The organism is Pseudomonas sp. GL-B-19, assembly GCF_019956415.1.
Classification (GTDB): domain Bacteria; phylum Pseudomonadota; class Gammaproteobacteria; order Pseudomonadales; family Pseudomonadaceae; genus Aquipseudomonas.
Map to the genome: position 1 here is coordinate 350,070 of NZ_JAHBDK010000020.1, position 23,786 is coordinate 373,855.

Annotated in this window: 23 protein-coding genes and 1 pseudogene; 9 read left to right on the forward strand and 15 right to left on the reverse strand. The window is 57.9% G+C overall.

Annotation, left to right across the window (positions count from 1 at the left end; all coding sequences use genetic code 11):
- Nucleotides 1–24 precede the first annotated feature (24 nt).
- Nucleotides 25–480, forward strand: coding sequence for a YMGG-like glycine zipper-containing protein (locus KGB06_RS08305; protein WP_223513760.1), 456 nt, complete (start codon nt 25–27; stop codon nt 478–480).
- Here the strand turns inward: KGB06_RS08305 and KGB06_RS08310 are convergent.
- The 5 genes from KGB06_RS08310 to KGB06_RS08330 all read right to left on the reverse strand — a co-directional run bounded on the left by KGB06_RS08310 (nt 465) and on the right by KGB06_RS08330 (nt 6,272).
- Nucleotides 465–1,493 (reverse strand): DUF2955 domain-containing protein, encoded by a 1,029-nt coding sequence (locus KGB06_RS08310; RefSeq protein WP_223513762.1) that lies wholly within the window; start codon nt 1,491–1,493, stop codon nt 465–467. The two genes, KGB06_RS08305 and KGB06_RS08310, sit on opposite strands and share 16 nt — an antisense overlap.
- Nucleotides 1,483–2,610, reverse strand: a complete 1,128-nt coding sequence (locus KGB06_RS08315; RefSeq protein ID WP_223513765.1) for an HlyD family secretion protein — start codon at nt 2,608–2,610, stop codon at nt 1,483–1,485. Before KGB06_RS08315 ends, KGB06_RS08310 begins: the two co-directional genes overlap by 11 nt.
- Before the next feature lie 2 nt (nt 2,611–2,612).
- Complete coding sequence (locus tag KGB06_RS08320) at nt 2,613–4,160, reverse strand: efflux transporter outer membrane subunit (protein ID WP_223513769.1); 1,548 nt, start codon at nt 4,158–4,160, stop codon at nt 2,613–2,615.
- 78 nt (nt 4,161–4,238) lie between these two features.
- Nucleotides 4,239–4,871, reverse strand: coding sequence for a response regulator (locus KGB06_RS08325; RefSeq protein ID WP_223513772.1), 633 nt, complete (start codon nt 4,869–4,871; stop codon nt 4,239–4,241).
- A 33-nt stretch (nt 4,872–4,904) separates the two neighbouring features.
- Nucleotides 4,905–6,272, reverse strand: a complete 1,368-nt coding sequence (locus KGB06_RS08330; RefSeq protein WP_223513775.1) for a cache domain-containing protein — start codon at nt 6,270–6,272, stop codon at nt 4,905–4,907.
- 307 nt (nt 6,273–6,579) lie between these two features.
- Here KGB06_RS08330 and KGB06_RS08335 point away from each other — a divergent pair, with 307 nt between their 5' ends.
- The 5 genes from KGB06_RS08335 to KGB06_RS08355 all read left to right on the forward strand — a co-directional run bounded on the left by KGB06_RS08335 (nt 6,580) and on the right by KGB06_RS08355 (nt 11,461).
- The gene (locus KGB06_RS08335) at nt 6,580–8,640 is read left to right on the forward strand and encodes a carbon starvation CstA family protein (protein ID WP_223513778.1); all 2,061 of its coding nucleotides are present in this window, start codon (nt 6,580–6,582) and stop codon (nt 8,638–8,640) included.
- Nucleotides 8,630–8,830, forward strand: a complete 201-nt coding sequence (locus KGB06_RS08340; protein ID WP_046027284.1) for a YbdD/YjiX family protein — start codon at nt 8,630–8,632, stop codon at nt 8,828–8,830. Before KGB06_RS08335 ends, KGB06_RS08340 begins: the two co-directional genes overlap by 11 nt.
- 108 nt (nt 8,831–8,938) lie before the next feature.
- A complete protein-coding gene (locus KGB06_RS08345) occupies nt 8,939–9,148 on the forward strand; it encodes a hypothetical protein (RefSeq protein ID WP_223513780.1) in 210 nt (69 codons plus the stop codon).
- Nucleotides 9,149–9,150: 2 nt separating this feature from the next.
- Nucleotides 9,151–9,501 carry a hypothetical protein gene (locus tag KGB06_RS08350; RefSeq protein ID WP_223513796.1) on the forward strand — a complete coding sequence of 117 codons (351 nt, stop codon included), beginning with the start codon at nt 9,151–9,153 and terminating at the stop codon, nt 9,499–9,501.
- 343 nt (nt 9,502–9,844) lie between these two features.
- The gene (locus tag KGB06_RS08355; RefSeq protein WP_223513799.1) at nt 9,845–11,461 is read left to right on the forward strand and encodes a mechanosensitive ion channel family protein; all 1,617 of its coding nucleotides are present in this window, start codon (nt 9,845–9,847) and stop codon (nt 11,459–11,461) included.
- Between the two features lie 86 nt (nt 11,462–11,547).
- Here KGB06_RS08355 and KGB06_RS08360 read toward each other — a convergent pair whose 3' ends face one another.
- Together KGB06_RS08360 and potE are read right to left on the reverse strand one after the other, a co-directional pair.
- Nucleotides 11,548–12,453, reverse strand: a complete 906-nt coding sequence (locus tag KGB06_RS08360) for an amino acid ABC transporter substrate-binding protein (protein WP_223513802.1) — start codon at nt 12,451–12,453, stop codon at nt 11,548–11,550.
- Nucleotides 12,454–12,501: 48 nt separating this feature from the next.
- Nucleotides 12,502–13,842 carry a putrescine-ornithine antiporter gene (potE, locus tag KGB06_RS08365; protein WP_223513805.1) on the reverse strand — a complete coding sequence of 447 codons (1,341 nt, stop codon included), beginning with the start codon at nt 13,840–13,842 and terminating at the stop codon, nt 12,502–12,504.
- 94 nt (nt 13,843–13,936) lie between these two features.
- On the opposite strand from potE, the gene KGB06_RS08370 reads away from it, so the two are divergent.
- On the forward strand, nt 13,937–14,278 hold the full coding sequence (locus KGB06_RS08370; protein WP_223513807.1) for a potassium channel family protein: 342 nt from the start codon (nt 13,937–13,939) through the stop codon (nt 14,276–14,278).
- A gap of 22 nt (nt 14,279–14,300) precedes the next feature.
- Here the strand turns inward: KGB06_RS08370 and ppk2 are convergent, their stop codons facing one another.
- The 8 genes and pseudogenes from ppk2 to KGB06_RS08410 form a co-directional block, all read right to left on the reverse strand.
- Nucleotides 14,301–15,119 carry a polyphosphate kinase 2 gene (gene ppk2 / locus KGB06_RS08375; RefSeq protein ID WP_223513810.1) on the reverse strand — a complete coding sequence of 273 codons (819 nt, stop codon included), beginning with the start codon at nt 15,117–15,119 and terminating at the stop codon, nt 14,301–14,303.
- Between the two features lie 142 nt (nt 15,120–15,261).
- The gene (locus KGB06_RS08380) at nt 15,262–16,989 is read right to left on the reverse strand and encodes a SulP family inorganic anion transporter (RefSeq protein WP_223513814.1); all 1,728 of its coding nucleotides are present in this window, start codon (nt 16,987–16,989) and stop codon (nt 15,262–15,264) included.
- 149 nt (nt 16,990–17,138) lie between these two features.
- Nucleotides 17,139–18,098 carry an HlyD family secretion protein gene (locus KGB06_RS08385; RefSeq protein WP_223513817.1) on the reverse strand — a complete coding sequence of 320 codons (960 nt, stop codon included), beginning with the start codon at nt 18,096–18,098 and terminating at the stop codon, nt 17,139–17,141.
- Nucleotides 18,099–18,101: 3 nt separating this feature from the next.
- On the reverse strand, nt 18,102–18,473 hold the full coding sequence (locus KGB06_RS08390) for a DUF3302 domain-containing protein (protein WP_223513820.1): 372 nt from the start codon (nt 18,471–18,473) through the stop codon (nt 18,102–18,104).
- Nucleotides 18,474–18,810: 337 nt separating this feature from the next.
- Entirely contained in the window at nt 18,811–19,107 is a 297-nt protein-coding gene (locus tag KGB06_RS08395) for a hypothetical protein (RefSeq protein ID WP_223513824.1), read from the reverse strand.
- Nucleotides 19,108–19,200: 93 nt separating this feature from the next.
- Nucleotides 19,201–19,809, reverse strand: a complete 609-nt coding sequence (locus tag KGB06_RS08400; protein ID WP_223513827.1) for a trimeric intracellular cation channel family protein — start codon at nt 19,807–19,809, stop codon at nt 19,201–19,203.
- 34 nt (nt 19,810–19,843) lie between these two features.
- On the reverse strand, nt 19,844–20,875 hold the full coding sequence (gene ahr, locus KGB06_RS08405; protein ID WP_223513829.1) for an NADPH-dependent aldehyde reductase Ahr: 1,032 nt from the start codon (nt 20,873–20,875) through the stop codon (nt 19,844–19,846).
- 107 nt (nt 20,876–20,982) lie between these two features.
- Nucleotides 20,983–21,096, reverse strand: a pseudogene (locus tag KGB06_RS08410) (RidA family protein); the annotation flags it as partial.
- On the opposite strand from KGB06_RS08410, the gene KGB06_RS08415 reads away from it, so the two are divergent.
- Both KGB06_RS08415 and ltnD read left to right on the forward strand, forming a co-directional pair.
- A complete protein-coding gene (locus KGB06_RS08415) occupies nt 21,082–22,362 on the forward strand; it encodes a diguanylate cyclase domain-containing protein (RefSeq protein ID WP_223513832.1) in 1,281 nt (426 codons plus the stop codon). The pseudogene KGB06_RS08410 and the gene KGB06_RS08415 overlap by 15 nt on opposite strands.
- A 422-nt stretch (nt 22,363–22,784) precedes the next feature.
- Nucleotides 22,785–23,777, forward strand: a complete 993-nt coding sequence (gene ltnD, locus KGB06_RS08420) for an L-threonate dehydrogenase (RefSeq protein ID WP_317849368.1) — start codon at nt 22,785–22,787, stop codon at nt 23,775–23,777.
- The last annotated feature ends 9 nt before the right edge of the window (nt 23,778–23,786 follow it).

Consider the following 23,786-nt stretch of genomic DNA (forward strand, 5'->3'; position numbering starts at 1 on the left):
CGGGGTGTCGCGCAGGAGGTCATCATGCATAAGTTGTCTTCCATCAGCCTGTGCGTTGCGTTATCGGTGTCATCTGCCCAAGGCTGGGCTGAAACCGTGGTGCCGACCAAAGGCCAGAGTTCGCAACAAACCCAGTTGGACATCAACGAATGCCATAGCGTGGCAGCCAGTCAGGCGGCTTCGACTGACACTTCTCCTTCCGGGGGAAGAATGCGTGGGGCTGCGGTCGGCGCTGCGGCAGGGGCCGTCGCAGCCGACGCACGCGGGCGTCAGCATGACGAGTTTTACGAGGGCGCCAACGACGAAGTGAAGCAGGAGTATCGGCAGAATCAAGCTAAAGGGGCGGCGGCGGCAGGTGTCGTGGTCGGTGGCTCGCGTCAGCGCCAGGAACGCCGGGCTGATGAAAAAACCAGCGCTGCCACTACCTCGACGGCCTACACCAGTTGCCTGCAAGGGAAGGGGTATCAGGTTACGCCCTGAGTTTGTGCCTGAGGTTGCCGGTCAAGCAGTCGGACCATCACGCAGGCATACAGCGTGACCGCCATAAACAGCCCCATGCGCACGGCGAAGGCTGTGTAGACGTCTTTGCCCAAAGCGCTGTCCTGCACTGACTGGCCCAGCAGGATGATCAACGTGATAAAGGTGTTGAGCCATAACCCCTGGCCAAATCGGCTCGGGCTCAGCGCATACAGCTTGCGCGCCAGTATCAGGCCAAACAGCAGCGTCCACAGGAAGAACATCCACAGGTGCACAAACAGGCTCAGTGCGCACCAGAACACAATGGCCAACAAGCCGCCGAGCAAGGTGGCGCCGACCAACTCGCGACCGGCATTGCGGGCGCTGGTCGTGTTGCATTGCTGACCCAGGCCGACCGCCTTCAGGATAATCGGCAGATAGCTCGCCGGGTCGATCATTGCCAGCAGGAACGTCGGCAAGACAATCAAGGTTGCACGCAACGCAATCCGACTGGCTTCTTCGCCCACCGGCGGTGGGGCAGCGGGCGGCGCCGGCGCATTGGCAGGCTCGGGGAAAAGCCAATGACTGATCGCAATCACCATCACTGCCATTAACAAACCCTTGACCAGCGCCCCAATGACCATTGCCGCCGCGTCGAACTCGGCAACGCCTGCCGACGAGATCATGGTCAGGCCCATCACCAGCAAGGTCACGATCAGGTTATTGCCGCCACTGAGCCCCCACCGGAAGACCATGAACAGGCTGACAGTGACCAGCAGCACGCCGGTCAACGGGTAGTAACGCAGGATCGGGATCAAGAGCAGGCCGATACCAGTGGTCAGCATCGCGACCAGTGCGAGAACGATCGCCGCCTTGAAGGGCAACGGGCGATTGACCGAGGCCAGGAGTATCAGGCACAGCACGGGAGCGAGAAACGGTATTGGCAAAGCCAGGCCGAAACTGATGGCCAGGCACAGTGCCGTGCCACTGGCCAGCCGTAAGGCACGTTGCTCCCGAGGGGAACGTTTAGTAGGCATAAGACAGCCAGCTCATCAGGCCTAAATAGGCCCGGCCAAGCGGGTTGAGCAGATTGCCTTCCGAGGGGAAGGCCATGACTTCAGCCTGGCCACCGGCACGAATGCCACCACTGCCAAGCAGCGCGCTCTTAGACTCCTGGGAAAACTCGATGATCACCGGGAAGCGTTGGGCGGGTCGCAGCCAGTCCCGACTGTTTTGTATGCCGGGCAAGGTGCCGGGTGGGGCCGGCTGTCCGACGCTGATGCCATAACCGACACTGCGTACGTGGCCGTCGAAGACTTCACCCGGCATCGAATCGAGCACAATGGACACCGGTGTTTCGGGCTTGATATGACCGAGGTTGTTCTCGGTCATGTCAGCAGTGATCCATATGTCCTGAATGGTGATCAGGGTCATGACCGGGCCGCCAGCCGAGGCGAATTGCCCGACATCGGTGCGCAGGTCGGTGATCAGGCCTGCCGAACGCGCTCGTGTTTGCGTGTTGGCCAGGTCCAGTTCGGCTTTTGACAGGGCAGTGGCGGCGCTACGCAACTTTGCGTTGACGTCTTCGCCGCCGCCTTCCGTTTCCTTGGCACGTTCTACTTCGGCGCGGGCAGCTGCGGTTTGACTGACTGCCGCATCGCGGGTGGTGCGTGACATTTCGAGCACGCGCACGGAGATGGTCCCCGGGTCTTCACGGTACAACCCTTCGAGGCGCTGATTCTCCTGACGTGCCTTGGTTTCATTGGCCTGGGCGACGCGCAATGCCGCTTGCGCCGAGGCAATCCCCGCGGTGCTGGCCCCTAATTGCCGGCGTGCTGTCTCAAGGTCGGCGCGGGCGCGATCGACGGCAATCTGATAGGGCGCCGGGTCCACCTCAAAGAGCACCTCGCCGGCCTTGACGGTCTGATTGTTGTGTACGTTCACCCGGATCACCTTGCCCGCGACTTCCGACGCCACCGGAATGACGAATGCGCCCACACGCGCTTGTTGCGTATACGGCGTGAACCGGTCGGCCAACAAGTACCAGACCAGGCTCAGGATGATCAGTATCAACACCCACTTGATGCCTTTTTTCACCGGATCGGCCGCTACCGGTTCGGAGGCATCGGGGGAGGGCTGCGAGGCTTCACTCATGGCTATTTTCCTTGGTCTGGCAGCGGGTAAGCGGGCAGTGCGGCGGCGGGATCGTCAAGCATGTTGCCCCAGTCTGTGCGTTCTTCCATCACCTGGCGGGTGGCCGAGTCCACATACGGCTGGGCGGAGTACCAACCACCGCCCAAGGCCTTGTAGAGGGCGATGACATTACTGACCGCATTGCCGCGTGCGAGCAGGTAATTGTCCTGTTGATCGAGCAACGCGCGTTGAGCGTCCAGCACCCGCTGGAAGTCGGCGTAACCTTCCCGGAATTGCACGCTGGCCAGCACCAGCGAACGTTCGGCAGCCCCTCCGGCTTCGCGCAGGATGCGTTCGCTCTCCAGTGACTGGATCAGGCCGTTGGCCGCATCATCGGCTTCGCGAGCGGCCTGGCGAACTTTATCGCGGTAGGCTTCGATTAACTGCTGCAACCGCGCGTCCTGGACGCGCACGTTGTTGGCGATCTGCCCGTGATCGAATACATTCCAGCGCAGACTGGGACCACCGATCAGGTCCAGGCTGCTGGATGTGCCATTGAGAGAGTCCGCCGACCAGACAATGCTGCCGAGCAGCGTCAGCGACGGATAGAAATCGGTTTCGGCCACGCCGACCAGCGCACCTTGGGCGGCGACGTTGAGTTCGGCGGCGCGTACGTCAGGCCGGCGCAGCAGCAGGTTGGACGGTACATCTTGCAGCACGGCGCGATCGACCAGCGGGACCAGGGTGTCGTTATCGATCACCTGTGGCAGGCTGCCAGGCGGTTGCCCGATCAGCACGGCCAAGGCATTACGCGTGCGTTGCAACTGGTCCAGGAGGGCGGGAATAGTGGCCAACGTGCCCAAGTATTGGGTTTTGGCCTGTTGCAGATCGAGTTCGGCATCCTGCCCGCTGTTGAACAGTTTTTCGGTGATCTCGAAATTGCGCTTTTGCTGAGCGGCGTTTTCACGCGCGACACGCAAACGGGCGTCTGTGGTGCGCAACAAATAATAGGTGTCCGCCACCTGGGAACGCACCAATACCAGGACGTCTTCATAGTTGGCCTGGGAGGAAAAATAAGCTGCATCGGCCGACTCGATGGCGCGACTGAAACGCCCCCAGAAGTCGAGCTCCCAGGCGATATCAAACGCGGCACTGTGTTGCCACAAATTGGTGTCCTGCGGATTGTTGCCACCATATTGGTGACGGTCAATGTACAAATTGTCAGTGCTGACTTGCTGAAATTGCGGGTACAGCCCGGCTTGCGTAATGCCCAGTTGGGCGCGGGACTCCATGACGCGCAAACCGGCAATTTTAAGGCTGGAGTTGTAAGCATCCGCTTGTGCAATCAGTTTGTTGAGAACCGGGTCGTGGAAGATTTGCCACCACTGCCGCAGATCCGGATTAGGCCCGCGTTGGCTGGATTGCTCGAGGGCAGGGGTGTCCCATGTCTTGATCCACTCCTCAGCCGGCGGCTGGAAGTTCGGTCCCAGCTGAATACAACCGCTCAGGGCCAGCGATCCCAGCAGAAAGAGACGGCCTGGCTGCAACTTAAGGTATAGACCTGAAGGCATTGCGCTGTGTCCAGCCAAGAAAGATTACTGGAGCATAGACGTCCGAGAGTATTGTCGAGCGGTCGACGTTTTATTTTATTACCGCGAAATAATTCCATGATCGATCGCGTATTTGACCAGTGCCGCGGGTTTGTCGATATTGAGTTTGCGGCGGATGCTCAGACGATGGGTCTCGACCGTCCGCACGCTGATGTCCAGTTCTCGGGCCATTTCCTTGTTGTTCAGGCCCTGCGCCATTTTGTACAACACTTGGCTCTCGCGCGGTGTCAGCTCGTTGTCCGTACTTTTATCGGCGATCAACCGCTGGGCGATTTCGGCGCTGTAGAACGTGCCGCCGCTGGCAATGGCTTCGATGGCCGCAATGATTTCCCGCGACGGAGAATTTTTCAGCACGTAGCCGCTGGCGCCCGCACGAACAGACTCGCTCACGTATTCGTAGTTGTCGTACATACTCAACACCAGCACCTTCAGCGACGGGTACTGGCTGCGTAACACGCGCGTCAGTTCCAGGCCGTTCATGTCGCGCAAGCTGATGTCGACCAGCAACAAATCCGGCTGGCAGCGCCCGACCATCTCGATCGCCTGCGCACCACTTTCGGCTTCGCCCACCACTTCCAGGGGTGCCATGACCGCCAACAGCGCTTTGATCCCGTCACGGACCAGGGAGTGATCGTCGACCAGGGCGACGCGGATCGGGTAGGGCAGGTTCATCGCGGGTGTTCACTCTTGTTGTAAAGGGGTAAGTCAGCGTTTCGCTGCGGGCGCTTTCATTGGCAGTTGCACGTCCAGTTCACTTCTGCCAGGCATCGATATCAGCTCGAAACGTCCGCCAAAATGCTCGACACGTTCACGGATGTTACGCAGGCCAATGCCCGCATGGCGACGTTCGACCTGGGCGACGTTGAAACCGATACCGTCATCCACCACGCTCAGTCGTACTGATTCTTCAGCGCCGTGCAGGGTAATGGAAACGTTTTTGGCTTGAGCGTGGCGTTCGATATTGGTCAGGCCTTCTTGCACAATCCGGAACAGCGCGACCGCCGCGCCATCGACCAGGTGACAGTCGAATTCATTGTCGTCATACGTCACTTTGAGACCGCTGCGTTGCTCGAATTCGGCAGCGAGTTGGCCGATCGCCGCTGGCAGGCCCAAGGTGTCGAGCAACGAAGAACGCAGGTCGTGCGAGAGGCTGCGGACCTCGCCAATGGCTTCGCCCAGGCGTTCGGTGGCGTCCTTCAACGTGCTCAACCCTTTGTCATGTCCTTGTTCATTTTCCAGCAGATGGCTGGCCAGTTCGAAGCGAAACTTGATCGACACCAGCAACTGGCTAATGCCGTCGTGCAACTCGCGGGACACCCGTGAACGCTCTTCTTCTTGCAAGCTGACGATACGCTGCGTCAGGCGCTGCAGCTTTTTATCCGCCAGGCGATGCTCACTGACGTTCAGCGTCATGCCGCTGGCAAACACAAACAGCACGGCCACAAGCGCCACGACAGCAATCGCCAGCATGGTTTTGCGGATGCCCTGAGCCACTTCGTCACGCGCCTGTTGGGTGGCGCGTTCAACGTCCTCAAGGTATATGCCGGTGCCGAGCATCCAGCCCCAATGGTCCAGCATCACCACGTAGGCGAGCTTGTCGGTTACCTGGCCGGAGGAGGGTTTGTTCCAGGCATAGCGTTGAAAGCCTTCGCCTGATTGCGCACTTTTGAGCAGTGCCTGAATCACCGGCAAGCCATGTGGGTCTTTCATGTCCCACAGGTACTTGCCCACCAGTTCGGTCTGGCGCGCGTGCATCAGGCTGCGGCCTTCGCGGTCATAGACGAAGAAGTAGCCATTGATGCCGAAGCTGAGCTTGCGCAATTCTTCCAGGACTTGTTGCTGGGCGTGCGCGTCACCGTGGCCGTCGTCGTACAGCGGCGCGATCAGGCTTTGCGCCATTTCGACGTAGTTCTTGAGTTCAGCACGCTTGCTGGCCAGGATACTGTCTTCGATCAGCTGCGCCTGTTGATCGCCCAGTTGTCGGTTGAGCGAAATCACCAGCGCGCAGATCACCGCGATGGCCAACACCAGCGGCAGAATCCCGAGCGCGACGATTTTGTGTTTGAGCTGCATCCTGGCTCCTGACCGAGGGAAAGCAAAGGCCCGGCATCATAGGCCAAAACCTGTGGGAGCGAGCCTGCTCGCGAATGCCATCTGTCATTCAACATCCATGTCGTCTGATTCACCGCCTTCGCCGGCAAGCCGGTCTCGCTCCCACAGGGGATCAACTCCGCCTACGTAGAACTACGTAGACCGCGCGTACGTAGTAACGCGGATTTATTTGTAGACGGCTTGCGGGGATATTGGGCCAGCTCCGCACCGCGGACACAATTATAAAAATTACCGCCGCAGTCCACTGGCTGTCGGCAGGAGACACGCTATGCCCCGTCTGGCTAAACACCTCGCCTGGTTTGCCGTGGCTGTTCTGGGAGCGTTTGCGCTAAGTGTCGTGGCCCTGCGCCGCGGCGAAGCGATAAACGCCCTCTGGATCGTAGTCGCAGCCGTCGCCATCTACCTCGTTGCCTACCGCTATTACAGCCTGTTCATCGCCACCAAGGTGATGCAACTGGACCCCAATCGTGCCACGCCCGCGGTCATCAATAACGATGGCCTGGACTACGTGCCGACCAATAAACACGTACTGTTCGGTCACCACTTCGCGGCCATTGCCGGCGCAGGGCCTCTGGTCGGGCCGGTGTTGGCAGCGCAAATGGGCTACCTGCCCGGTACGCTGTGGCTGATCGCCGGCGTCGTGCTGGCGGGGGCCGTTCAGGACTTCATGGTCCTGTTCATGTCGACTCGCCGTAACGGTCGTTCCCTGGGCGACATGGTCCGTGAAGAAATGGGCCGCATCCCCGGCACCATCGCGCTGTTTGGCTGCTTCCTGATCATGATCATCATCCTCGCGGTGCTGGCGCTGATCGTGGTCAAGGCCTTGGCCGAGAGCCCATGGGGCATTTTCACGGTGATGGCGACCATCCCGATTGCGATGTTCATGGGCATCTACATGCGTTACATCCGCCCGGGCCGCATCGGTGAAATCTCTGTGGTCGGCGTGCTGTTGCTGCTGGGTTCGATCTGGCTCGGTGGGCAGATTGCTGCTGACCCGGTCTGGGCCAAGGCCTTCACCTTCACCGGGATTCAGATCACCTGGATGTTGATTGGCTACGGTTTTGTCGCAGCGGTACTTCCGGTATGGCTGATTCTAGCCCCGCGTGACTACCTGTCGACGTTCCTGAAAATCGGTACCATCGTCGCCTTGGCCATCGGCATTCTGGTGACCATGCCCGATCTGAAAATGCCGGCGCTGACCCAGTTCATCGACGGTACGGGTCCGGTGTGGAAAGGTGGCTTGTTCCCGTTCCTGTTCATCACCATCGCCTGTGGCGCGGTCTCGGGTTTCCATGCGCTGATTGCTTCCGGCACCACGCCGAAGCTGTTGGCCAGTGAAGGTCATGCCCGTTACATCGGTTACGGTGGCATGTTGATGGAATCGTTCGTCGCCATCATGGCCATGGTTGCCGCCTCGGTGATCGAGCCAGGCGTGTACTTTGCGATGAACAGCCCGGCGGCGCTTGTCGGCGCTGATGCTGTTTCGGTCGCTCAAACCGTCAGCAGCTGGGGCTTTGCCATTACCCCGGAAGCCCTGCAAGCGGTGGCCAAAGACATCGGCGAAACCACTATCCTGGCCCGTGCCGGCGGCGCGCCGACCCTGGCAGTCGGTATCGCGCAGATCCTGCACCACGTCTTGCCGGGTGAAAACACCATGGCGTTCTGGTACCACTTCGCGATCCTGTTTGAAGCGCTGTTCATCCTGACAGCCGTTGATGCCGGCACCCGTGCCGGTCGTTTCATGCTCCAGGATTTGCTCGGCTCCTTCGTGCCGGCACTGAAGCGCACCGATTCCTGGACCGCGAACCTGATCGCCACCGCCGGTTGCGTGGCGATGTGGGGTTACTTGCTCTATCAAGGCGTAATCGACCCATTGGGCGGCATCAACACCTTGTGGCCACTGTTCGGCATCTCCAACCAGATGTTGGCCGGTATCGCGCTGATGTTGGCGACCGTTGTGCTGATCAAGATGAAGCGCCAGCGTTATGTGTGGGTCACCATGCTGCCGGCAGTCTGGCTGCTGATCTGCACCGTGACCGCGGGCTTCATCAAACTGTTCGACGCCAACCCGGCCATTGGTTTCCTGGCCCTGGCCAAGAAGTACAGCGATGCACTGGCCAACGGTCAGGTGCTGGCGCCAGCGAAGAGCATTGATCAGATGCAGCATGTGATCTACAACGCCTACACCAACGCAACGCTGACGGCGCTGTTTCTGTTCGTGGTCTTCAGCATTCTGTTCTTTGCCCTCAAGGTCGGTATCGCCGCCTGGGGTACCAAAGAACGCACGGATAAAGAAGCGCCATTCCAGGCCATTCCGCATGTTCAATGACCTGAGTCGCCTCGGTAAATACCTCGGTCAGGCCGCGCGCCTGATGGTCGGCATGCCGGATTACGACACCTACGTCGAGCACATGCAGAATAAGCACCCGGACAAACCGGTGATGAGCTACGAAGTGTTCTTCAGGGAACGCCAGGAAGCCCGTTACGGGGGAGGGAACGGACAGACGCGCTGCTGTTGATTGCCTTTGAGTAAATAAAAAACCCGGCCTGTGTGAGGCCGGGTTTTTTATTGTTCACGTGATCCATCGGATGAACTTTTACGCCCACCGAATGAAACGTGATAAGCCATGCCAGCAGTCGGCGGGTCGACCATCACCATCCCTGTGCAGGCAGGAGCTGAAAAACCACCGTTCGTCGAAACTGTAATTTCTGACAGTAGCCAGCCATCTGCGTGTGAAGCCTTAATTGCTCCGGAGTCAAATAAACCGACTTCACAAAAAATGCTGCTTCAAAAGGGTGTTTATCAAACAGTTTTATATACCAACAGAAGGATTTAGGCATGAACAGGCAAGCGGTTGAACTAATTAGGCCCCGTGTGATGGAGGCAGTTAGTGGAACTCTCTATGTCTCGAAACTAGGTACAGACGCTCACGGAATGGTTCCTTACTACGAGAACGGGGCGGTAGGTCGGCAAGTCGAGTTTATTGTTAAGCCCTCCTACGGCAAATCTTGGGAATATCTGACCACATTAACAATTGATGATCTGAATAGAGCCCTCTCTGTCCATATTCCGAAAAGCGTTTTTGAGGGCGATCTGGGCCTAAACGCTACTGCCACTGTGTCTTACATAATCAAAGATTTCGGCAACGAAATGGAATCCGAAAAACTTGTGTTCGACGTCAAAGAGTAATGAGTTGAGCATCAGCGCTGCGTCTGCGCCTCTTCTCGGGAATCGCGCAGCCGTTCGCGCTGTTGGTCAGGTGCCGACCCATGGCTGCACGGGCTAGGTCCGCATCCTGAGAAGTGTTCTTCAGGGAACTCCAGGAAGCCCGTTACGGGGGAGGAAACGGACAGACGCGTTGCTGTTGATTGCCTGATGAGCACCTAAAAAAACCGGCCGATGAGGCTGGTTTTTTTATGCTCGCAGTCGAGCACAACAACGGCCATCCGCCGAAATCTGACAACCGTTCATCGGTGAACTACGCTGCGGTACGAACCTCCGTCCTGAATTTTGTGAAGTAAGGGAATGACACATGCGCAGCAGTCGGCTCGCGATTTTGATGGCTGTATTCGGGATGTTCTGGTCGGTGCTCCTATGGGCTGAAGACGTATCAACAGCGGTCGATTCTGCTTCTGCCGTTGAACTGAAAGTAGCCAATCGCAGCATTATGGTGTTTCGCGCGACGCTGCTCGGCGAAGCGCCGGCGACGCGGGTCAAGCGTGCCAAAGCGGTGATCAGCGAAGCGCTGGAGGAAGTGGACGATCTGAACGTGACCGTCGACCCGATCCAGAACAGTTACCTGGTGCTATTAGGAACCCGGCGTGCCTTTATCGTTTCCCCCCACGATGTCGACAACGTGGAGTTCACCTCAGTGCAGGATGCTGCCTACAGTGCGGCCGCAAAGCTGCGTCAGGTGGTGGCTGAAACCCAGGAAGCACGCAGCCTGCGCTTGATACTGCGGGCCGCGGCCGCGGGGGCATTGGCTACAGTCATCTATGGGGCATTGCTCTGGGGCATGGCGTATCTGCGGCGACGCATGATGATGAAACTGCCCGAGCTGATGGATCGGCATACCCAGGCGTTGAAAGTAGGGCGTGTCCAACTGGTCGACGCCAATTACTTGTACCCGCTGGTCACCCGTCTGCTGGAGGCGTTGCGCTGGGCCATCGTGTTGCTGCTCACGTATGAGTGGCTTGGGTTTGTCCTGTCGCGTTTCCCCTATACCCGACCATGGGGCGAAAGCCTCAACAATTACCTGCTGGAAGTTGCCGACTATTTGCTGCAAGGGATCGTCGGTGCCATACCCGGTATGGGCGTTGCGCTGGCCATCTTTTTCATCGCACGGGGTGCAACCGCGTTCAGTCGCCGGATTCTGCGACGCATGGCCGCCCCCGGCACACTCAGTTGGCTGAACGCCGAAACCCTGCAACCCACTCAGCGCCTGACATCGCTGGCGATCTGGTTGTTTGCCCTGGCCATGGCCTATCCCTATTTACCGGGCGCCGGCACCGATGCTTTTAAAGGCTTATCGGTACTGATCGGTCTGATGATTTCTCTGGGCGCTTCCAGCGTAGTCGGCCAGGCCGCCGCCGGGTTGATCCTGACGTACACTCGCACGATACGTCCCGGTGAGTTCGTGCGTATCGGCGAGTACGAAGGCACAGTGACGGAGCTGGGCATGTTCACCACGCGTATTCGCACCGGTTTGGGCGAAGTGTTGACGCTGCCCAATTCGATGATCACCGGCACGGTCACCAAGAACTACTCGCGAACCGTACAAGGCCCAGGCTATGTGGTCGATACCGTCGTCACCATCGGTTACGACACGCCTTGGCGGCAGGTCGAGGCCATGTTGCTGGAAGCGGCCAGACGCACCCCTGGCGTCCTCGAAGTACCGCCGGCGCAGGTGTTTCAAACCGCGTTGTCGGATTTTTATCCCGAGTATCGCCTGGTGGCCCAGGCCATTCCCAGTCAGCCTCGGCCGCGCGCCGTTTTGCTGAGTATGCTGCACGCCAACATTCAGGATGTGTTCAACGAACACGGCGTACAGATCATGTCGCCGCACTATTTGGGCGATCCCAAGGATGAAAAATGGGTGCCCAGAGACAAGTGGTTTACGGCGCCGGCGCAAGAACCGAAGGAGCGTTGATACCGCTGGACATTGTGACGGCAAACCCTTTTTACATTCGGGGTCGAGGCATCACCGAGGGCTGGAGTTGCTGGTGCGGGTGGACGCTATGGCAGTGCATAGACCTTGAACAGCTTTCTGGTCGTTTCGCTGGCGCCTTCCAGGTACTTGTCGTACGCCTGTTCAATCTCGCCGGATCGGTACATTTCACTCAGCGTGGTGTCGACCAGCAGACGGAAGTCTTCATCTTCACGCTGCACCGCCATGGCCGTCGGGGCGTACTCGAAAATTCGTTGCAACAGGAGCAGATTGCCGGTGGGGTAATGGCTGTCGAGGAGGTTCCTGAGCAGCATCCGTTCGCTGAACATGGCATCCGCTTTACCTTCGGCGACCAATTCCAGGCCAGCGGCGGTGGTGTCGACCGTGATCAATGTGGCGACCACGCCGAGCAAGCGCATCTGCTGGCGTATCCACGCCTCGGTCACGCCGCCTTTCGTGGTGACATAGGTCTGGTTGGTCAGTCCATGGTTGACGGTTGCACGCCAGGTCGGTCCGGTATGGGCGACTTTGCCGTTGAGCACATCCAGCAGCGGTGCCGGGGCATCCTGGTGCACCACCACCGAAAGGCCGGCCGTGTAAATCGGCACCGAGTAGCTCACTGACTTGCGTCGCTCAAGTGTCCGCGGTGTCGGCGTGCAGAGGATGTCGACCTTACTCGAACTGACGGCACTGATCTCATCAGCGGCGGCGACGGCCTGGTAACGCACCTGTAAATCAGGCAACCCCAGCTCGGCCTTGACCTTGTCGGCGATTTTTTCGCAAAGACCGATCGCATACCCCTGGACCTTGTCACCTTCTTTGAAGCTGAAAGGGGCGAAATCCGGCAGGTAGCCGAGGGTCAACGTATTGCTCGAACGCACGCGTTCAAGGGTGTTGGCACCGGCCAAAAGCGGCACCATCAGCAGCAGGCAGGCAAACAGGCGTGCGGTGGTTTTGGTTCGTTGTACGTTCATGTCCCGATTCCCCGTGTGCAGATATCAGTGCTGTCCAGAAAACCACGCCTATGGATTGTCGGCCTTGGCTTGAGCGGTTGCCGACACAACGGCAAAGCGCTTGGCGAGCACGCCGTAGAGCGGGTAGCCGAACACCAGGACAAGGGCGCCGCCGAACACGGCGTCCTTGCCACAGGCATGTAGGGCGTACAACGAATAGGCGACCGCGATCAGCAGCGCCGGGGTATTACGCAGGTAGACCTTCGGCGGCACCGAGGCCTTGTACATCATGACCAGCAGCCCGGTAAGCGCCGTCACATAGGGGATCAGGTTGGTCACGGCGGCAAGATTGACCAGTTTGCCAAACTGGGCGCTGGCATTGGGTGAAATGGTCGACAAGGCCATCAGTGTCTGCAACACACCACAGGCGAGCATGCCCATGAGGGGGGCATTGCGGGCGTTGACCTTGCTGAACAGTTTCGGAAACATCCCTTGGTCGGCCGTCATCTTCGCCGTTTGCGCCAGCGTGAACTGCCACCCCAACAGCGACCCGACACACGCCATCACTGCCAGCGCCATGATGATATTGCCAACCATGGGGTTGAACATTTGCGCGTAGACAAGTGCGAAGGGCGCCGAAGCGTTGGCCAGTTCGGCATTGGGGATGATGCCCTGGATGACGGTCGTCGACAGCACATAGACCACGGCCGCGCCCAGTGTGCCGAACAGGCAGGCGAGCGGTACGGTGCGCTTGGGATTCTCCACCGCATCGGAGGCTTGGGCCGCGGACTCCATGCCCAGAAAAGCCCAGAGGGTCAGCGGAATTGCCTTGCTGATCGCTTCGGAGTTGGTGAGGTTGTTCGGGTTCCAGGCGGAAAGCAGGACATCAGACTTGAACCAGAACCAGCCAATAATGCTCAGGCCCGCTACCGGGATGATCACTCCCCAGACGGTAATTGCCCCGATCTTGCCGGTGATGCCGGGGCCGCCGAAGTTGGCCACGGTGGTTAACCACAGCAGGCCCACCGTACCGATGAACAGGGGAATTGCGCCGCTACCCAGCCAAGGCAGGAACGAGGTCATGTAACCCACGGCGGAGATGGCGACGGCGACGTTGGCAATGGCCAGCGACAGGATGTACAGATAGGAACAGAGGAAGAATCCTGATTTGCCATGCGCCTCTTCGGTGTAGGCGGACAATCCGCCTGAGCGCTGACAGTAAATGCCGCACTGCGAAAAGCAGTAAGCAATCGCCATGGAGCCCACGGCCGTGACGATCCATGACAACAATGAAATGGCCCCGAGTTGAGCCATGCTCGTCGGCAGCATGATGATGCCCGACCCCATCATGTTGACCATCACCAATGTGGTGAGCCCCACGAGGCTCATTTTTTTGCTTGAGTCGGCCATCGAAATCTCCTTTTTTCACACTTGTGCCAAGCTGTCAGGTGTCGGTACCCACGCAATCAACTGTCGCCAACGTAAACCTCAGGAAACTCATGACATGAAACGTTCTTTTGCAAAGCACGTCCGCAGAGAGTTTTACAAAACCGTGTGGTTTTACTTCCTTGTTGTCTGGCCGATTTTCTCCATCCTGTTGTTTACGATTGTGCTGTTCGGAATCATCATCGGCCAACTGGAAGGGTGGGGGCCGTTTGACGGCATCTACTTCGGATTCGTGACCGGCTTGACCATCGGATACGGCGACCTGGTACCGAAAACGACCCTCGCGCGTATCCTTTCAGTTGCGCTCGGTTTCAACGGCGTGCTGATGACGGCTATCTTTGCGGCAATCAGTATCAGGGCTATCGAAGAGACCACGCGAGCGGCCCAAGCAGAGGAATAGGCCGTCGCATCGCGCTGAACCCTCAGTAGGGTTCAGCGATGTATTTGAACGGGTAGTTGGCGGCCTTGTAGCCACCGATTTTACGTTTGGGCAGAACAATTTTTTCTTGCTTGATTTTTTTGTAGGGAATGTTCTCCAGCAAGTGAGTCAGCACGTTCAGCCGTACGGATTTCTTGTCTTCGGAGCGGGCGACATACCAGGGCGCCCATTCGCTGTCGGTGGCTTCGAACATATCGTCTCGGGCGCGGGTGTAGTCGTCCCAGCGGTTGTAGGATTTGATGTCCATTGGCGACAGTTTCCAGATCTTGCGCCCGTCGGTGATGCGTTCCTTGAGCCGCCGGGACTGCTCTTGCGGGCTGACTTCCAGCCAGTACTTGAACAGCAGCACGCCGGAGTGGACCATAAGACGTTCGAACATCGGCGTCACCGCCAAAAAGCTGTTCACCTGCTTCTCGTCGCAAAACCCCATGACCCGCTCGACGCCCGCGCGGTTGTACCAGCTGCGGTCGAAGATCACGACCTCACCGGCCGCCGGAAAGTGCGGCATGTAGCGCTGCAGGTACATCTGGCTTTTTTCTCGCTCGGACGGTGCCGGCAAGGCCACCACACGAAACACCCGAGGGCTGACGCGATCGGTCAGCGCCTTGATGGTGCCGCCCTTGCCAGCGCCATCGCGGCCTTCGAAAACCACCACCACCTTGGCCCCCGTGGCAACAACCCACTGCTGCAATTTGACCATCTCGACGTGCAGGGTCTTCAGCTGGGCTTCGTAGTCTTTGCGGCTCAGCCCGTCGGCTTTTTTGTCCGCGGAGTCGGCTATTTCACGATCATGTTTTTTCATCGTAATACTTCAACCTCAGGGTGGCTTTGAATACGGTGCGTACCGGCTGGCAATTACCGCTACGACTTGCGAGTAAAGGGTAGTTCAATTTCCCAAGGGCAAGATGACGCAAGTCACCCGCCTGCCGGGCCGCGTGTGAAAATCATTGTTGATATCGGTGCTGCCTCTGATAATGCGCAACGGCCTGCTCCAGATTTAGGAACATTCGTCTGTTGCCCAGTGCGTGGCCCAGCGGCGCATGGATAACCATCGTGGAAACGCTTGGGCTCATGCCCACCAGCCACAACGAGATGCCCTTTTCTCGCAAGCGCTGTTCCGCCGCCGTGAGCATTTTCAATGCGGTGTATTCCAGATCGAAAACACTGCGCAAATCGAGAATCACAACGCTGGGCTCCGCCTCCACAATCATCGTCCGGATTTTCGACCCCAGACGTTCGGCATTGGCAAAGAAGATGCGACCTTCAGGCCGCAGTAGCAACAGCCCCTCAAAGTGCTCATCGTTGTCAGTCTCGACGGATGGCGGGCGATAGATGTTGGTGCCGGGTTTGCGCCCCAGTATGTGCACGGGCGGGTCCGAGACCTGGTAGGCCAGCGCCAGCAACGACACAATGATCGCCACGACAATACCCTGCAGCGTGCCGAGCAACATGACCCCGACCATTGCCACAATCGCCCAGATAAATTCGGTGCGGCGCACCGATAGAATGTCGCGAAATTCCGAAGGCTGGATCAGGCCTATCGAATACACAATTACCACGGCGGCGAGCGTGGCATTGGGCATCAAACCAATGAACGGTGCGATCAGCAGGCACGTCCCCAGTGCCAGCCCGGCAGTGATCAACCCTGCCAGTTGCGATTGCGCACCTGCCAGGCGATTGACGGCCGTTTGGGTGGTCCCACCCCCGGCGGCCATGGCTCCAAGAAACGCACCACCCAGGTTTGCAAGGCCTGTCGCCACCAACTCACGGTTGGGTTGCAGTGCCGGTTCATCACTGCGGGCAAATGCTCGTCCCGCCGCGATGGTTTCGGTAAAACTCATGAGCGCAATGCCCATGGCCAACGGCCAGAGTTCGGACACTATCGACCAATCGGGTAGCGTCAACGCGGGCAATCCGATGGGAACAATCCCCACGGCCGACACACCCAATTGCTCCAGATTGAGCACACTCATGCCGACGATGCCGAGCGCTACCGCAATCAGCGGCGCCGGCAATCGCGGGGTAAAGTGCTTCATGCCGATCAGAATCAGCACCATGAACACACCGACTGCCACGGTCGGCAATGAGGCGTGCCCCATCCCCTGAAAGGTGGCGAGCACGTTGTGCAAAAAACCGCCTTTTTCGAAGTGGATGCCCAGCAACTTGGGGAGCTGGTCGAGCACGATGACAATCCCGATGCCGGCTTTGAAACCCACCAGCACCGGTTCTGAAATGAAATTGGCAACAAAACCGAGGCGCATCATTCCTGCCACGACCAGTATGGCGCCAACCATAAAGGCCAATGTGGCCGAGGCAACTAACAGAGTCGCCGTATCGCCGGACGGGCTGATCTGCCCCAGTGCGGAGGCGACCAGGATGGCAAGCGTTGTGGTGGTACTGACGCTGAGCGGGCGTGAACTGCCGAGCACGGCGTAGATCGCCATCGGTACCAATACGGTGTAGAGACCAACCTGCACCGGCAGGCCTGCAATGGTGGCGTACGCCAGTGCCTTGGGAATGACCACGGCCGCGGCGGTCAGCCCCGCGATGACATCGCCTTTGAACCAGGCTCGTCGATAGTGACCCATCCACTCCGGTAGCAGGCGGCTCACGACCCGTCGGGGGGGTAGTCCTGAAAGCTGATCTTCCAGATTGCTACGTTGTTGACTCATGAGGTGCTTCAACTCCTTTTACGCACAATTCAACTGACCACGCGTCACCTGAACGGTGGCGTGTAGTCACTGAAACTAAAAATATAGTCAGTCCGGGGGCAGACAGAGGAGGGGTGACGCCCCCTATTGCAGAGGGCGTCAGCCGTTTCTTAATGGAATGGAAAGATGTAGTTCATCCAGGCAGCCATGCGCAGCAGAATTTTGCGCATCATGGCGATATGGTGAAAGTGCTGACTGTAGAGCGCCGCCTGCCCATAGGCGCCGCCGGGCATCTGATGGCTATATTGGGCATAGGCAGGGTCGGTGATTTCAATTATGACCGGTACCCGGCCTGCCGGCGGTGAGCCGGTGTAGCCGATCAACGTTCCGGAGGGCTGTACTTGTCCCTCTGCGATGACGCCGATGACGCTTGCAACCCGTCCCGAGAACACTTTGCCGGGAATGCCGTCGAAGGCCACTTCCGCTTCATCGTCGACCGACAGGCGCAACAGGCTGTTTTGACGCATCCACGCGGCAAAGTAATGCCCCTCTTCCGGGATGAACACCATGCTGGGACGCAAAGGTAACTTGGTGGCCATCATGCCAGGACGCAAGGAAACATGGGTCACGAAGCCTTTGCTAGGCGCGCGAACGGTGGAGTTGTCCAGCTCATACTGAGCATTATCCAATTGGGCCTGCAAGTCGTCGGATCGAGCAATGACGACGTCCAGTTCACGTTGGGTGCCGAAGTTGCGCTTGATCAGCTCAGTGATGCGGGCGCGATCAGCTTTTGCCGAAACCAGCTGTGCCTTGATGGACCTGACCCGGTACTCGAACGGGGCAGGGTCGATACGAAACAGCACATCGCCTTTTTCGAGCGGCTCGTTACCCTTGACCGGCACGTCGATCACGATGCCACTGACCACCGGAATCACCGGCACGGAGACGAAGTAAGAGCGAGCAACCTCGGAGTACGGATGGTTGTAGTTCATCGTGAAGATCATTGCCCCCACGATCAGGATCCCGCCGAGCACGGCGGTAGGCACCGTCCATTTGTTCAGCGGTATGCGGAAAATCTTGAAGATGGCGGTACAGATGGCCGCATAGGTTAAAACGAGCAGAAGATCCATGGCTTAGATTCCCTCACCGCGATTGTCTGACGCGGGTTTGTCCCGTGCGGTGCCGGCAGCCCCTTCCAGCCGTTCTATACGACTTTGCAGGTCGGCAACCTGCTGCTCCAGATGAGCGACATGAACTTGCGGTGACTTGCCATCACCAAATCCCCAGCCCCGGTCTTCCCGGTACGCCATCGCCCAGATCCATAGAAATGGCCAAAGCGCATGCAGGGTGAACAAACTGACCCAACCGGTTGCATGGATAGCGTCCTGATGCGGGTGATTGCGGTGTACGGAAATTTCATAAGGAATGTCGTGTAGCGCGATGATCCCGTAGAACAGGACCAGACCGACAAAGAACAATAGGCCTAACGCGAAGTAATCAAGCATGACCGCCCCCTCCTGGCACAAGCGATGTACTCGGCTCAGTGTAGTCACGGTTTTTATGAAAAATCAGTTCAAAACAACGCATAACAACTCCGGCAATTCAATTTTCAGCCAACGCAGGCTTACCCTGACTCCCAGCCTGTGACAGAACCTGCGGGCGAGCGAGAGGATCCCCCTAATTGCCGCTGTGATCTAGGTCGTTTTCTGCCACCGTCAGTGCTTTGCCGTGAAGGCCGTGGAGCACTTTGGAACAGCGCCAACCTGGGGTTTGTGGTGAGGCTGCAGGGCAAGGGCGAACAGATTCGTTCGCCGGGAGAACCGCACTCACGGCATTCGTCATTCAATCTCTGCGCTTATCAAGGCATTGACGGCGCAGGGTGAGGTTATTGATGTCCATGCAATTGACCGCGTGATCATCATCATAGTCTTTGGCCTTGTCCTTGGCTTTGTCGCCGCAATTGCCATTCCCATTGCAATTACCTTTGCCGGCATTGCCATTTTGATTGTTGTTATATTTCACACAGTTTTTGGCGGCATTTGCACTGCCCGCGTTTTCGCAATTTGCAGCGGCAAAGGACAGCGATGGCAAAGCCAGGGAGAACAGAAATGTGCACACAAGGGGCGCAATGATTCGCATAACCAAACTCCAGAATAGATTGTTTTTTACCAGCAACGATTGCCTTTCCACTCTGCCTGACTATAGCAGGCGTCCAGATAAGGGCCGTGCACCTTAACCCTGCCTGGTGGAGAGAATCGCCGGCATTTGCAACTCTTTGTAAATTGCGAGAAATCTCAAGCCCGAGGTGAATATCAAGGCAATCCAGCCGGCGATCTGGATTGTCGGGAATACATCACGCAACAAGACATAGAGGGTGCACCCGAGCAGGATCGGCGTGGCGTAGATCTCACGTGACATCAACAACGAGACTCTCCCTGCCAGCACGTCACGCGCGATACCGCCACCAATACTGGTCAGCACGCCCATCATCACGGCGAAAGGTGCAGCAAGATGAAACCCCAGCACTTTCTCGGTAGCGACTATTGCGAACAGTGCGGCCGCAAAACCATCGAGGTACAGCAACAACCGATAGCGTTGCTGGAATCGCTTGGTGAGAAAGAAAGCCAGCAGTCCGGCAATCAGCGCGACCCAAATGTAGTTGAAGTCGGCAATCCAGAAAATCGGTTGATCGAGCAACAGGTCGCGGATGGTGCCCCCACCGATAGCGGTGATGATGCCAAGTACCACGGCTCCGAACACATCGACCCCCGCCTTCTGGATAGCCAGCACCCCGGTAATGGCAAACACGGCGGTGCCCAACATTTGCTGAAAATAAAGCATCCGTTACTCCGTCACGTATTTCGGTGCCAGTCGGTCATTTACTGGCGTCCAGCACGACGCGGTAACGCGCCTTGCCGCTGCGCAGATGATCGATCGCGTCGTTCACCCGGCTCATGGGAAACAGTTCGACCTGCGGCAGGATCTGATGACGTGCGCAGAACTCCAGCATGGTTGCCGTGTTACTGGGTGAGCCCACCGGTGAGCCGGACAGGCTCTTTTGTCTGGGAATCAGATCGAACACGTGCACCGGAATGGCACTGGGCACGACGCCGACAAAATGCAGGCGCCCCTTGCCGCGCAAAGTGGCGAGCATGGCTGGCCAATCGAGGTCGGCGCTGGCGCAGACCAGAAGAAAATCCAGGGTGCCGGCAATGGATTTCACGGCGTTACTGTCGGTCGAGGCGATGACGTTGTGCGCACCAAGGCGCTTGGCTTCATCCTGCTTGTTCAGTGACGAGGTAAAGGCCGTGACTTCGCAGCCCCAGGCATTAAGGAAGCGCAGGGCCAGGTGACCCAGGCCACCGATGCCCACCACGCCGACCCGGTCAGTCGGCTTGACGTCGAATTCCACCAGCGGGTTGAACACCGTCGAGCCGGCGCAGAACAAAGGTCCGGCCATGGAGGGGTCGAGTCCGTCCGGAATCGGTAGTGCCCAGGCCCAGTGCGAACGCAACCTGTCGGCAAAGCCTCCGTTACTTCCAATGATGGTGGGTTTGGCCGTGTTGCAGAGCTGGTGGGAGCCCTCGATGCAGGAAGAACAATGCATGCAGCTGCCCTTCAACCAGCCAATGCCTACCCTTTGTCCCACTTCGAGACCACGGACCTGCGGGCCCACGCGGACAATACGGCCAACCACTTCGTGACCGGGGATAAACGGGTACTGGCTGATACCCCATTCGTTATCGATCATCGACTGGTCGGAATGGCAAACGCCGCAATATTCCACGGCGACTTCCACTTCTTCACTGCCCAATGGACCGGGATCATAGCTGTGACGCTCCAGTGGCGCGCCGGCCGTCGTTGCGGCCCAACCGGTGAATGTCGTGAGTTCGGTGCTGTCGCTCATGGAGTCCCTCCAGATCAGGAAGCCGCTAGGGAGGCGCGGCGCAGATAAGGAAGTGTAGCGGGGCGCTTGCCGTTGTCTCGGATGCTGATGAATGGGGCAAGCCGCTATCAGGATTGGCCCGTCGTAGAGTCGGTAAGCTTGGGGATCACCTTGATCTCGAACTGGAAACCATCGAGCCATGTCACGCCGACGGCGGTTAACGTCGGGTGAAACGCGTTACCCCCATTGTGCGCAATCAACTTGATACCAATGAAGCGGTGTTGGCCGGGTTCTCGGCATTTCTTCAGGCCGTTGACCAGAGTGATACGCAAGCAGCCGCTCGTTATGCGGCAGCCGTTTTATCTGCCTATCCCCACATTTATATGCTTGAGGCGGCGAGGGCGGTCCCCATCGCTGAGCAGGCTGCTTTTGAAGACCTGTTACGCCGCACCTACGCATTGGCTCGAACCCAAAATAATCTGAAGCCCGTCGTATCCCCGGTTTTCTCGATGTATGAGGGGGGCAACGCTTACATTCTGATGCAGTCAGTCAGCCGCCCTGAACAAGCGCGAGAAAACGCACGGCCGAATTTTTTCGGTAGCACGATGGTGTCTTTGCTATTACTCAAGACAGGCTCGTTAATGGATGCGGTGAGTCAGGCGAACGTTGATCCCCTGGTTCACATCAGCGCAGTCCTGAAAACCACCGCAGGATCTGAAAGCGATGTGTTTTCAACGCAGACCGAAGAAGCCGGCTTCCTGGATCGCCTATTCTTTGCGCGTCTGGCTGAGCGGGTCGAGATCAGCAGTGCTTCACAACCCATGACATTGTCGTTTGAGCGTCAGTTGCGCTTAGGAGATGCGCTGACTGCGCAAACAGTGATAATCCTCGCGGTTCTGGCAGGAGCTCTCGTGCTAATGCCGTTGGTATTGATTCGGCATTTCAAGGCCCTGGAAAGGGCAGAGCTCGAGCACAAACGCTCGGCTTATCTTGCCACCCATGACGTGCTCACCCAATTGCCTAATCGCTATCTCTTCGCCGATCGTTTTGAACAGACCTTCTCCGATTGGAACGTATACGGCGTTCCGTTTGCTGTGCTGTTGATCGACCTGGATCACTTCAAGGAAATCAACGACCAGTACGGCCACGAGGTCGGCGACCAGGTGCTTCGGGCGGTCGCCAAACGCATGCTTCAGAGCACTCGTTCGTGTGACACCGTCGCTCGCTACGGTGGCGATGAATTTGTGGTTCTGATTGCGAATTTCACCGATACGGAATGTGCTGAAAACAGAGCTGAGAGAATGCTGGAAGCCATTGCGCAACCGGTTGCAACAAGCGCAGGAGAGCTGACCCTCTCGTGCAGTATCGGCGTTTCGCTGTGCCCCCTGCATGGCCAGAGTCTGGATACCTTGCTCAAGGCGGCGGATCAGGCCATGTATGGCGTCAAGCAACTAGGACGCAAGGGCGTTGCGTTGACTGAGTGTCGTGCGGTCTCTGGAGAGGTTTGAGGGCAAAAAGTTTTTAGCCCAAGGCCATGTGTAAGCGATGTAAATCCCGATCGGTTTCAATCATGTGTTGGTCCAATTGTGAGCCGCAGCCAGGCCGATGTCTGGCCAAAAGAAAAAGCAAAACCCCGGAGGTCCTCCCTGCCGGGGTTTTTTTATGTCCTCCCTGTCTCCCTGCCGGGAAGAGCGCATCGTCAAAGTAGCAAGGATCTCTGTAGGGTGAGCGTGCGACCACGCATCTCTATCGATGTTAAAAAATGTTATTTAGAAAAAAACACTTCACACAATCCGTTCATTGGTGGATTATCTACTCGACCCGAATGACAACCTGAAAACAATACAAAACAGGATTGTGACGATGTTCGACAAGGCGCCCACAGATTTACTCCCGCCCATTCAAGGGGCAGACATGTCAGTCACAATCGATCCCGGCATCAACCTCTCAAAAACGCGGACAGTCACCTGCGCCTTTCTGGCGCGGATACAACCGCTGCTTTTCTCAGGAGCACCCCATGAACAATAAAAATGTCGGCGTTATCGGTCTTGGCGCTATGGGACTGGGCATTGCCCGCTCGTTATTGCGTAGCGGCTTCAATGTGCACGCCTGTGATGTGCGTGAAGCAGTCACGCAACAGTTCGCCAGCGAGGGAGCTGTTGCATGCACCTCACCCGCGCAGATGGCGGGTGAGTGCGATGTGATCATTACGGTGGTGGTCAATGCCGAACAGACTGAAACGGTGTTGTTTGGTGAAGGCGGCGCGGTTGCGGCGTTACGTCCTGAGAGCCTGGTGATTGGATGTGCCACTGTGGCTCCGACCTATGCCGTAGATCTTGGGCAACGCCTGGCCGACAAAGGTCTGCTGTATCTGGATGCGCCAATCTCCGGTGGAGCCGCCAAAGCGGCGGCCGGCGAGATGACCATGATGACCTCCGGCCCGGCTCCAGCCTATGCCAAAGCGGATGCAATCCTGGCGGGCATGGCCGGCAAGGTCTATCGCCTGGGAGACGTTCATGGCTTGGGTTCCAAGGTCAAAATCATCAATCAGTTGCTCGCGGGTGTGCACATTGCCGCCTCTGCTGAAGCCATGGCATTGGGGTTGCGCGAAGGGGTCGATGCCGATGCGTTGTATGAAGTGATCACCCACAGCGCGGGTAATTCATGGATGTTTGAGAACCGTGTGCCGCACATTCTCAAGGCTGATTACACGCCTTTGTCCGCTGTCGATATTTTCGTCAAGGATCTGGGTCTGGTGCTCGATACCGCCCGGGCCAGCAAATTCCCGTTGCCCTTGTCAGCCACTGCGCACCAGATGTTCATGCAGGCGTCCAGTGCCGGCTTCGGACGCGAAGATGACTCGGCAGTGATCAAGATTTTCCCGGGCATAGAACTACCGACTGCCAAGCCTGAATCTGTTTGAGGACCGCTC

Bases quoted from the DNA above. Each gene is read 5' to 3' on its own strand.
- KGB06_RS08355 (WP_223513799.1), top strand. From the start codon at position 9,845: ATGCGCAGCAGTCGGCTCGCGATTTTGATGGCTGTATTCGGGATGTTC.
- KGB06_RS08315 (WP_223513765.1), bottom strand. From the start codon at position 2,610: ATGAGTGAAGCCTCGCAGCCCTCCCCCGATGCCTCCGAACCGGTAGCG.
- KGB06_RS08360 (WP_223513802.1), bottom strand. From the start codon at position 12,453: ATGAACGTACAACGAACCAAAACCACCGCACGCCTGTTTGCCTGCCTG.
- KGB06_RS08330 (WP_223513775.1), bottom strand. From the start codon at position 6,272: ATGCAGCTCAAACACAAAATCGTCGCGCTCGGGATTCTGCCGCTGGTG.
- KGB06_RS08380 (WP_223513814.1), bottom strand. From the start codon at position 16,989: ATGAGTCAACAACGTAGCAATCTGGAAGATCAGCTTTCAGGACTACCC.
- KGB06_RS08305 (WP_223513760.1), top strand. From the start codon at position 25: ATGCATAAGTTGTCTTCCATCAGCCTGTGCGTTGCGTTATCGGTGTCA.
- KGB06_RS08370 (WP_223513807.1), top strand. From the start codon at position 13,937: ATGAAACGTTCTTTTGCAAAGCACGTCCGCAGAGAGTTTTACAAAACC.
- KGB06_RS08325 (WP_223513772.1), bottom strand. From the start codon at position 4,871: ATGAACCTGCCCTACCCGATCCGCGTCGCCCTGGTCGACGATCACTCC.
- KGB06_RS08385 (WP_223513817.1), bottom strand. From the start codon at position 18,098: ATGGATCTTCTGCTCGTTTTAACCTATGCGGCCATCTGTACCGCCATC.
- KGB06_RS08400 (WP_223513827.1), bottom strand. From the start codon at position 19,809: ATGCTTTATTTTCAGCAAATGTTGGGCACCGCCGTGTTTGCCATTACC.
- KGB06_RS08310 (WP_223513762.1), bottom strand. From the start codon at position 1,493: ATGCCTACTAAACGTTCCCCTCGGGAGCAACGTGCCTTACGGCTGGCC.
- KGB06_RS08320 (WP_223513769.1), bottom strand. From the start codon at position 4,160: ATGCCTTCAGGTCTATACCTTAAGTTGCAGCCAGGCCGTCTCTTTCTG.
- KGB06_RS08395 (WP_223513824.1), bottom strand. From the start codon at position 19,107: ATGCGAATCATTGCGCCCCTTGTGTGCACATTTCTGTTCTCCCTGGCT.
- KGB06_RS08335 (WP_223513778.1), top strand. From the start codon at position 6,580: ATGCCCCGTCTGGCTAAACACCTCGCCTGGTTTGCCGTGGCTGTTCTG.
- ppk2 (WP_223513810.1), bottom strand. From the start codon at position 15,119: ATGAAAAAACATGATCGTGAAATAGCCGACTCCGCGGACAAAAAAGCC.
- ahr (WP_223513829.1), bottom strand. From the start codon at position 20,875: ATGAGCGACAGCACCGAACTCACGACATTCACCGGTTGGGCCGCAACG.
- KGB06_RS08390 (WP_223513820.1), bottom strand. From the start codon at position 18,473: ATGCTTGATTACTTCGCGTTAGGCCTATTGTTCTTTGTCGGTCTGGTC.
- potE (WP_223513805.1), bottom strand. From the start codon at position 13,842: ATGGCCGACTCAAGCAAAAAAATGAGCCTCGTGGGGCTCACCACATTG.
- KGB06_RS08350 (WP_223513796.1), top strand. From the start codon at position 9,151: ATGAACAGGCAAGCGGTTGAACTAATTAGGCCCCGTGTGATGGAGGCA.
- KGB06_RS08345 (WP_223513780.1), top strand. From the start codon at position 8,939: ATGCCAGCAGTCGGCGGGTCGACCATCACCATCCCTGTGCAGGCAGGA.
- KGB06_RS08340 (WP_046027284.1), top strand. From the start codon at position 8,630: ATGTTCAATGACCTGAGTCGCCTCGGTAAATACCTCGGTCAGGCCGCG.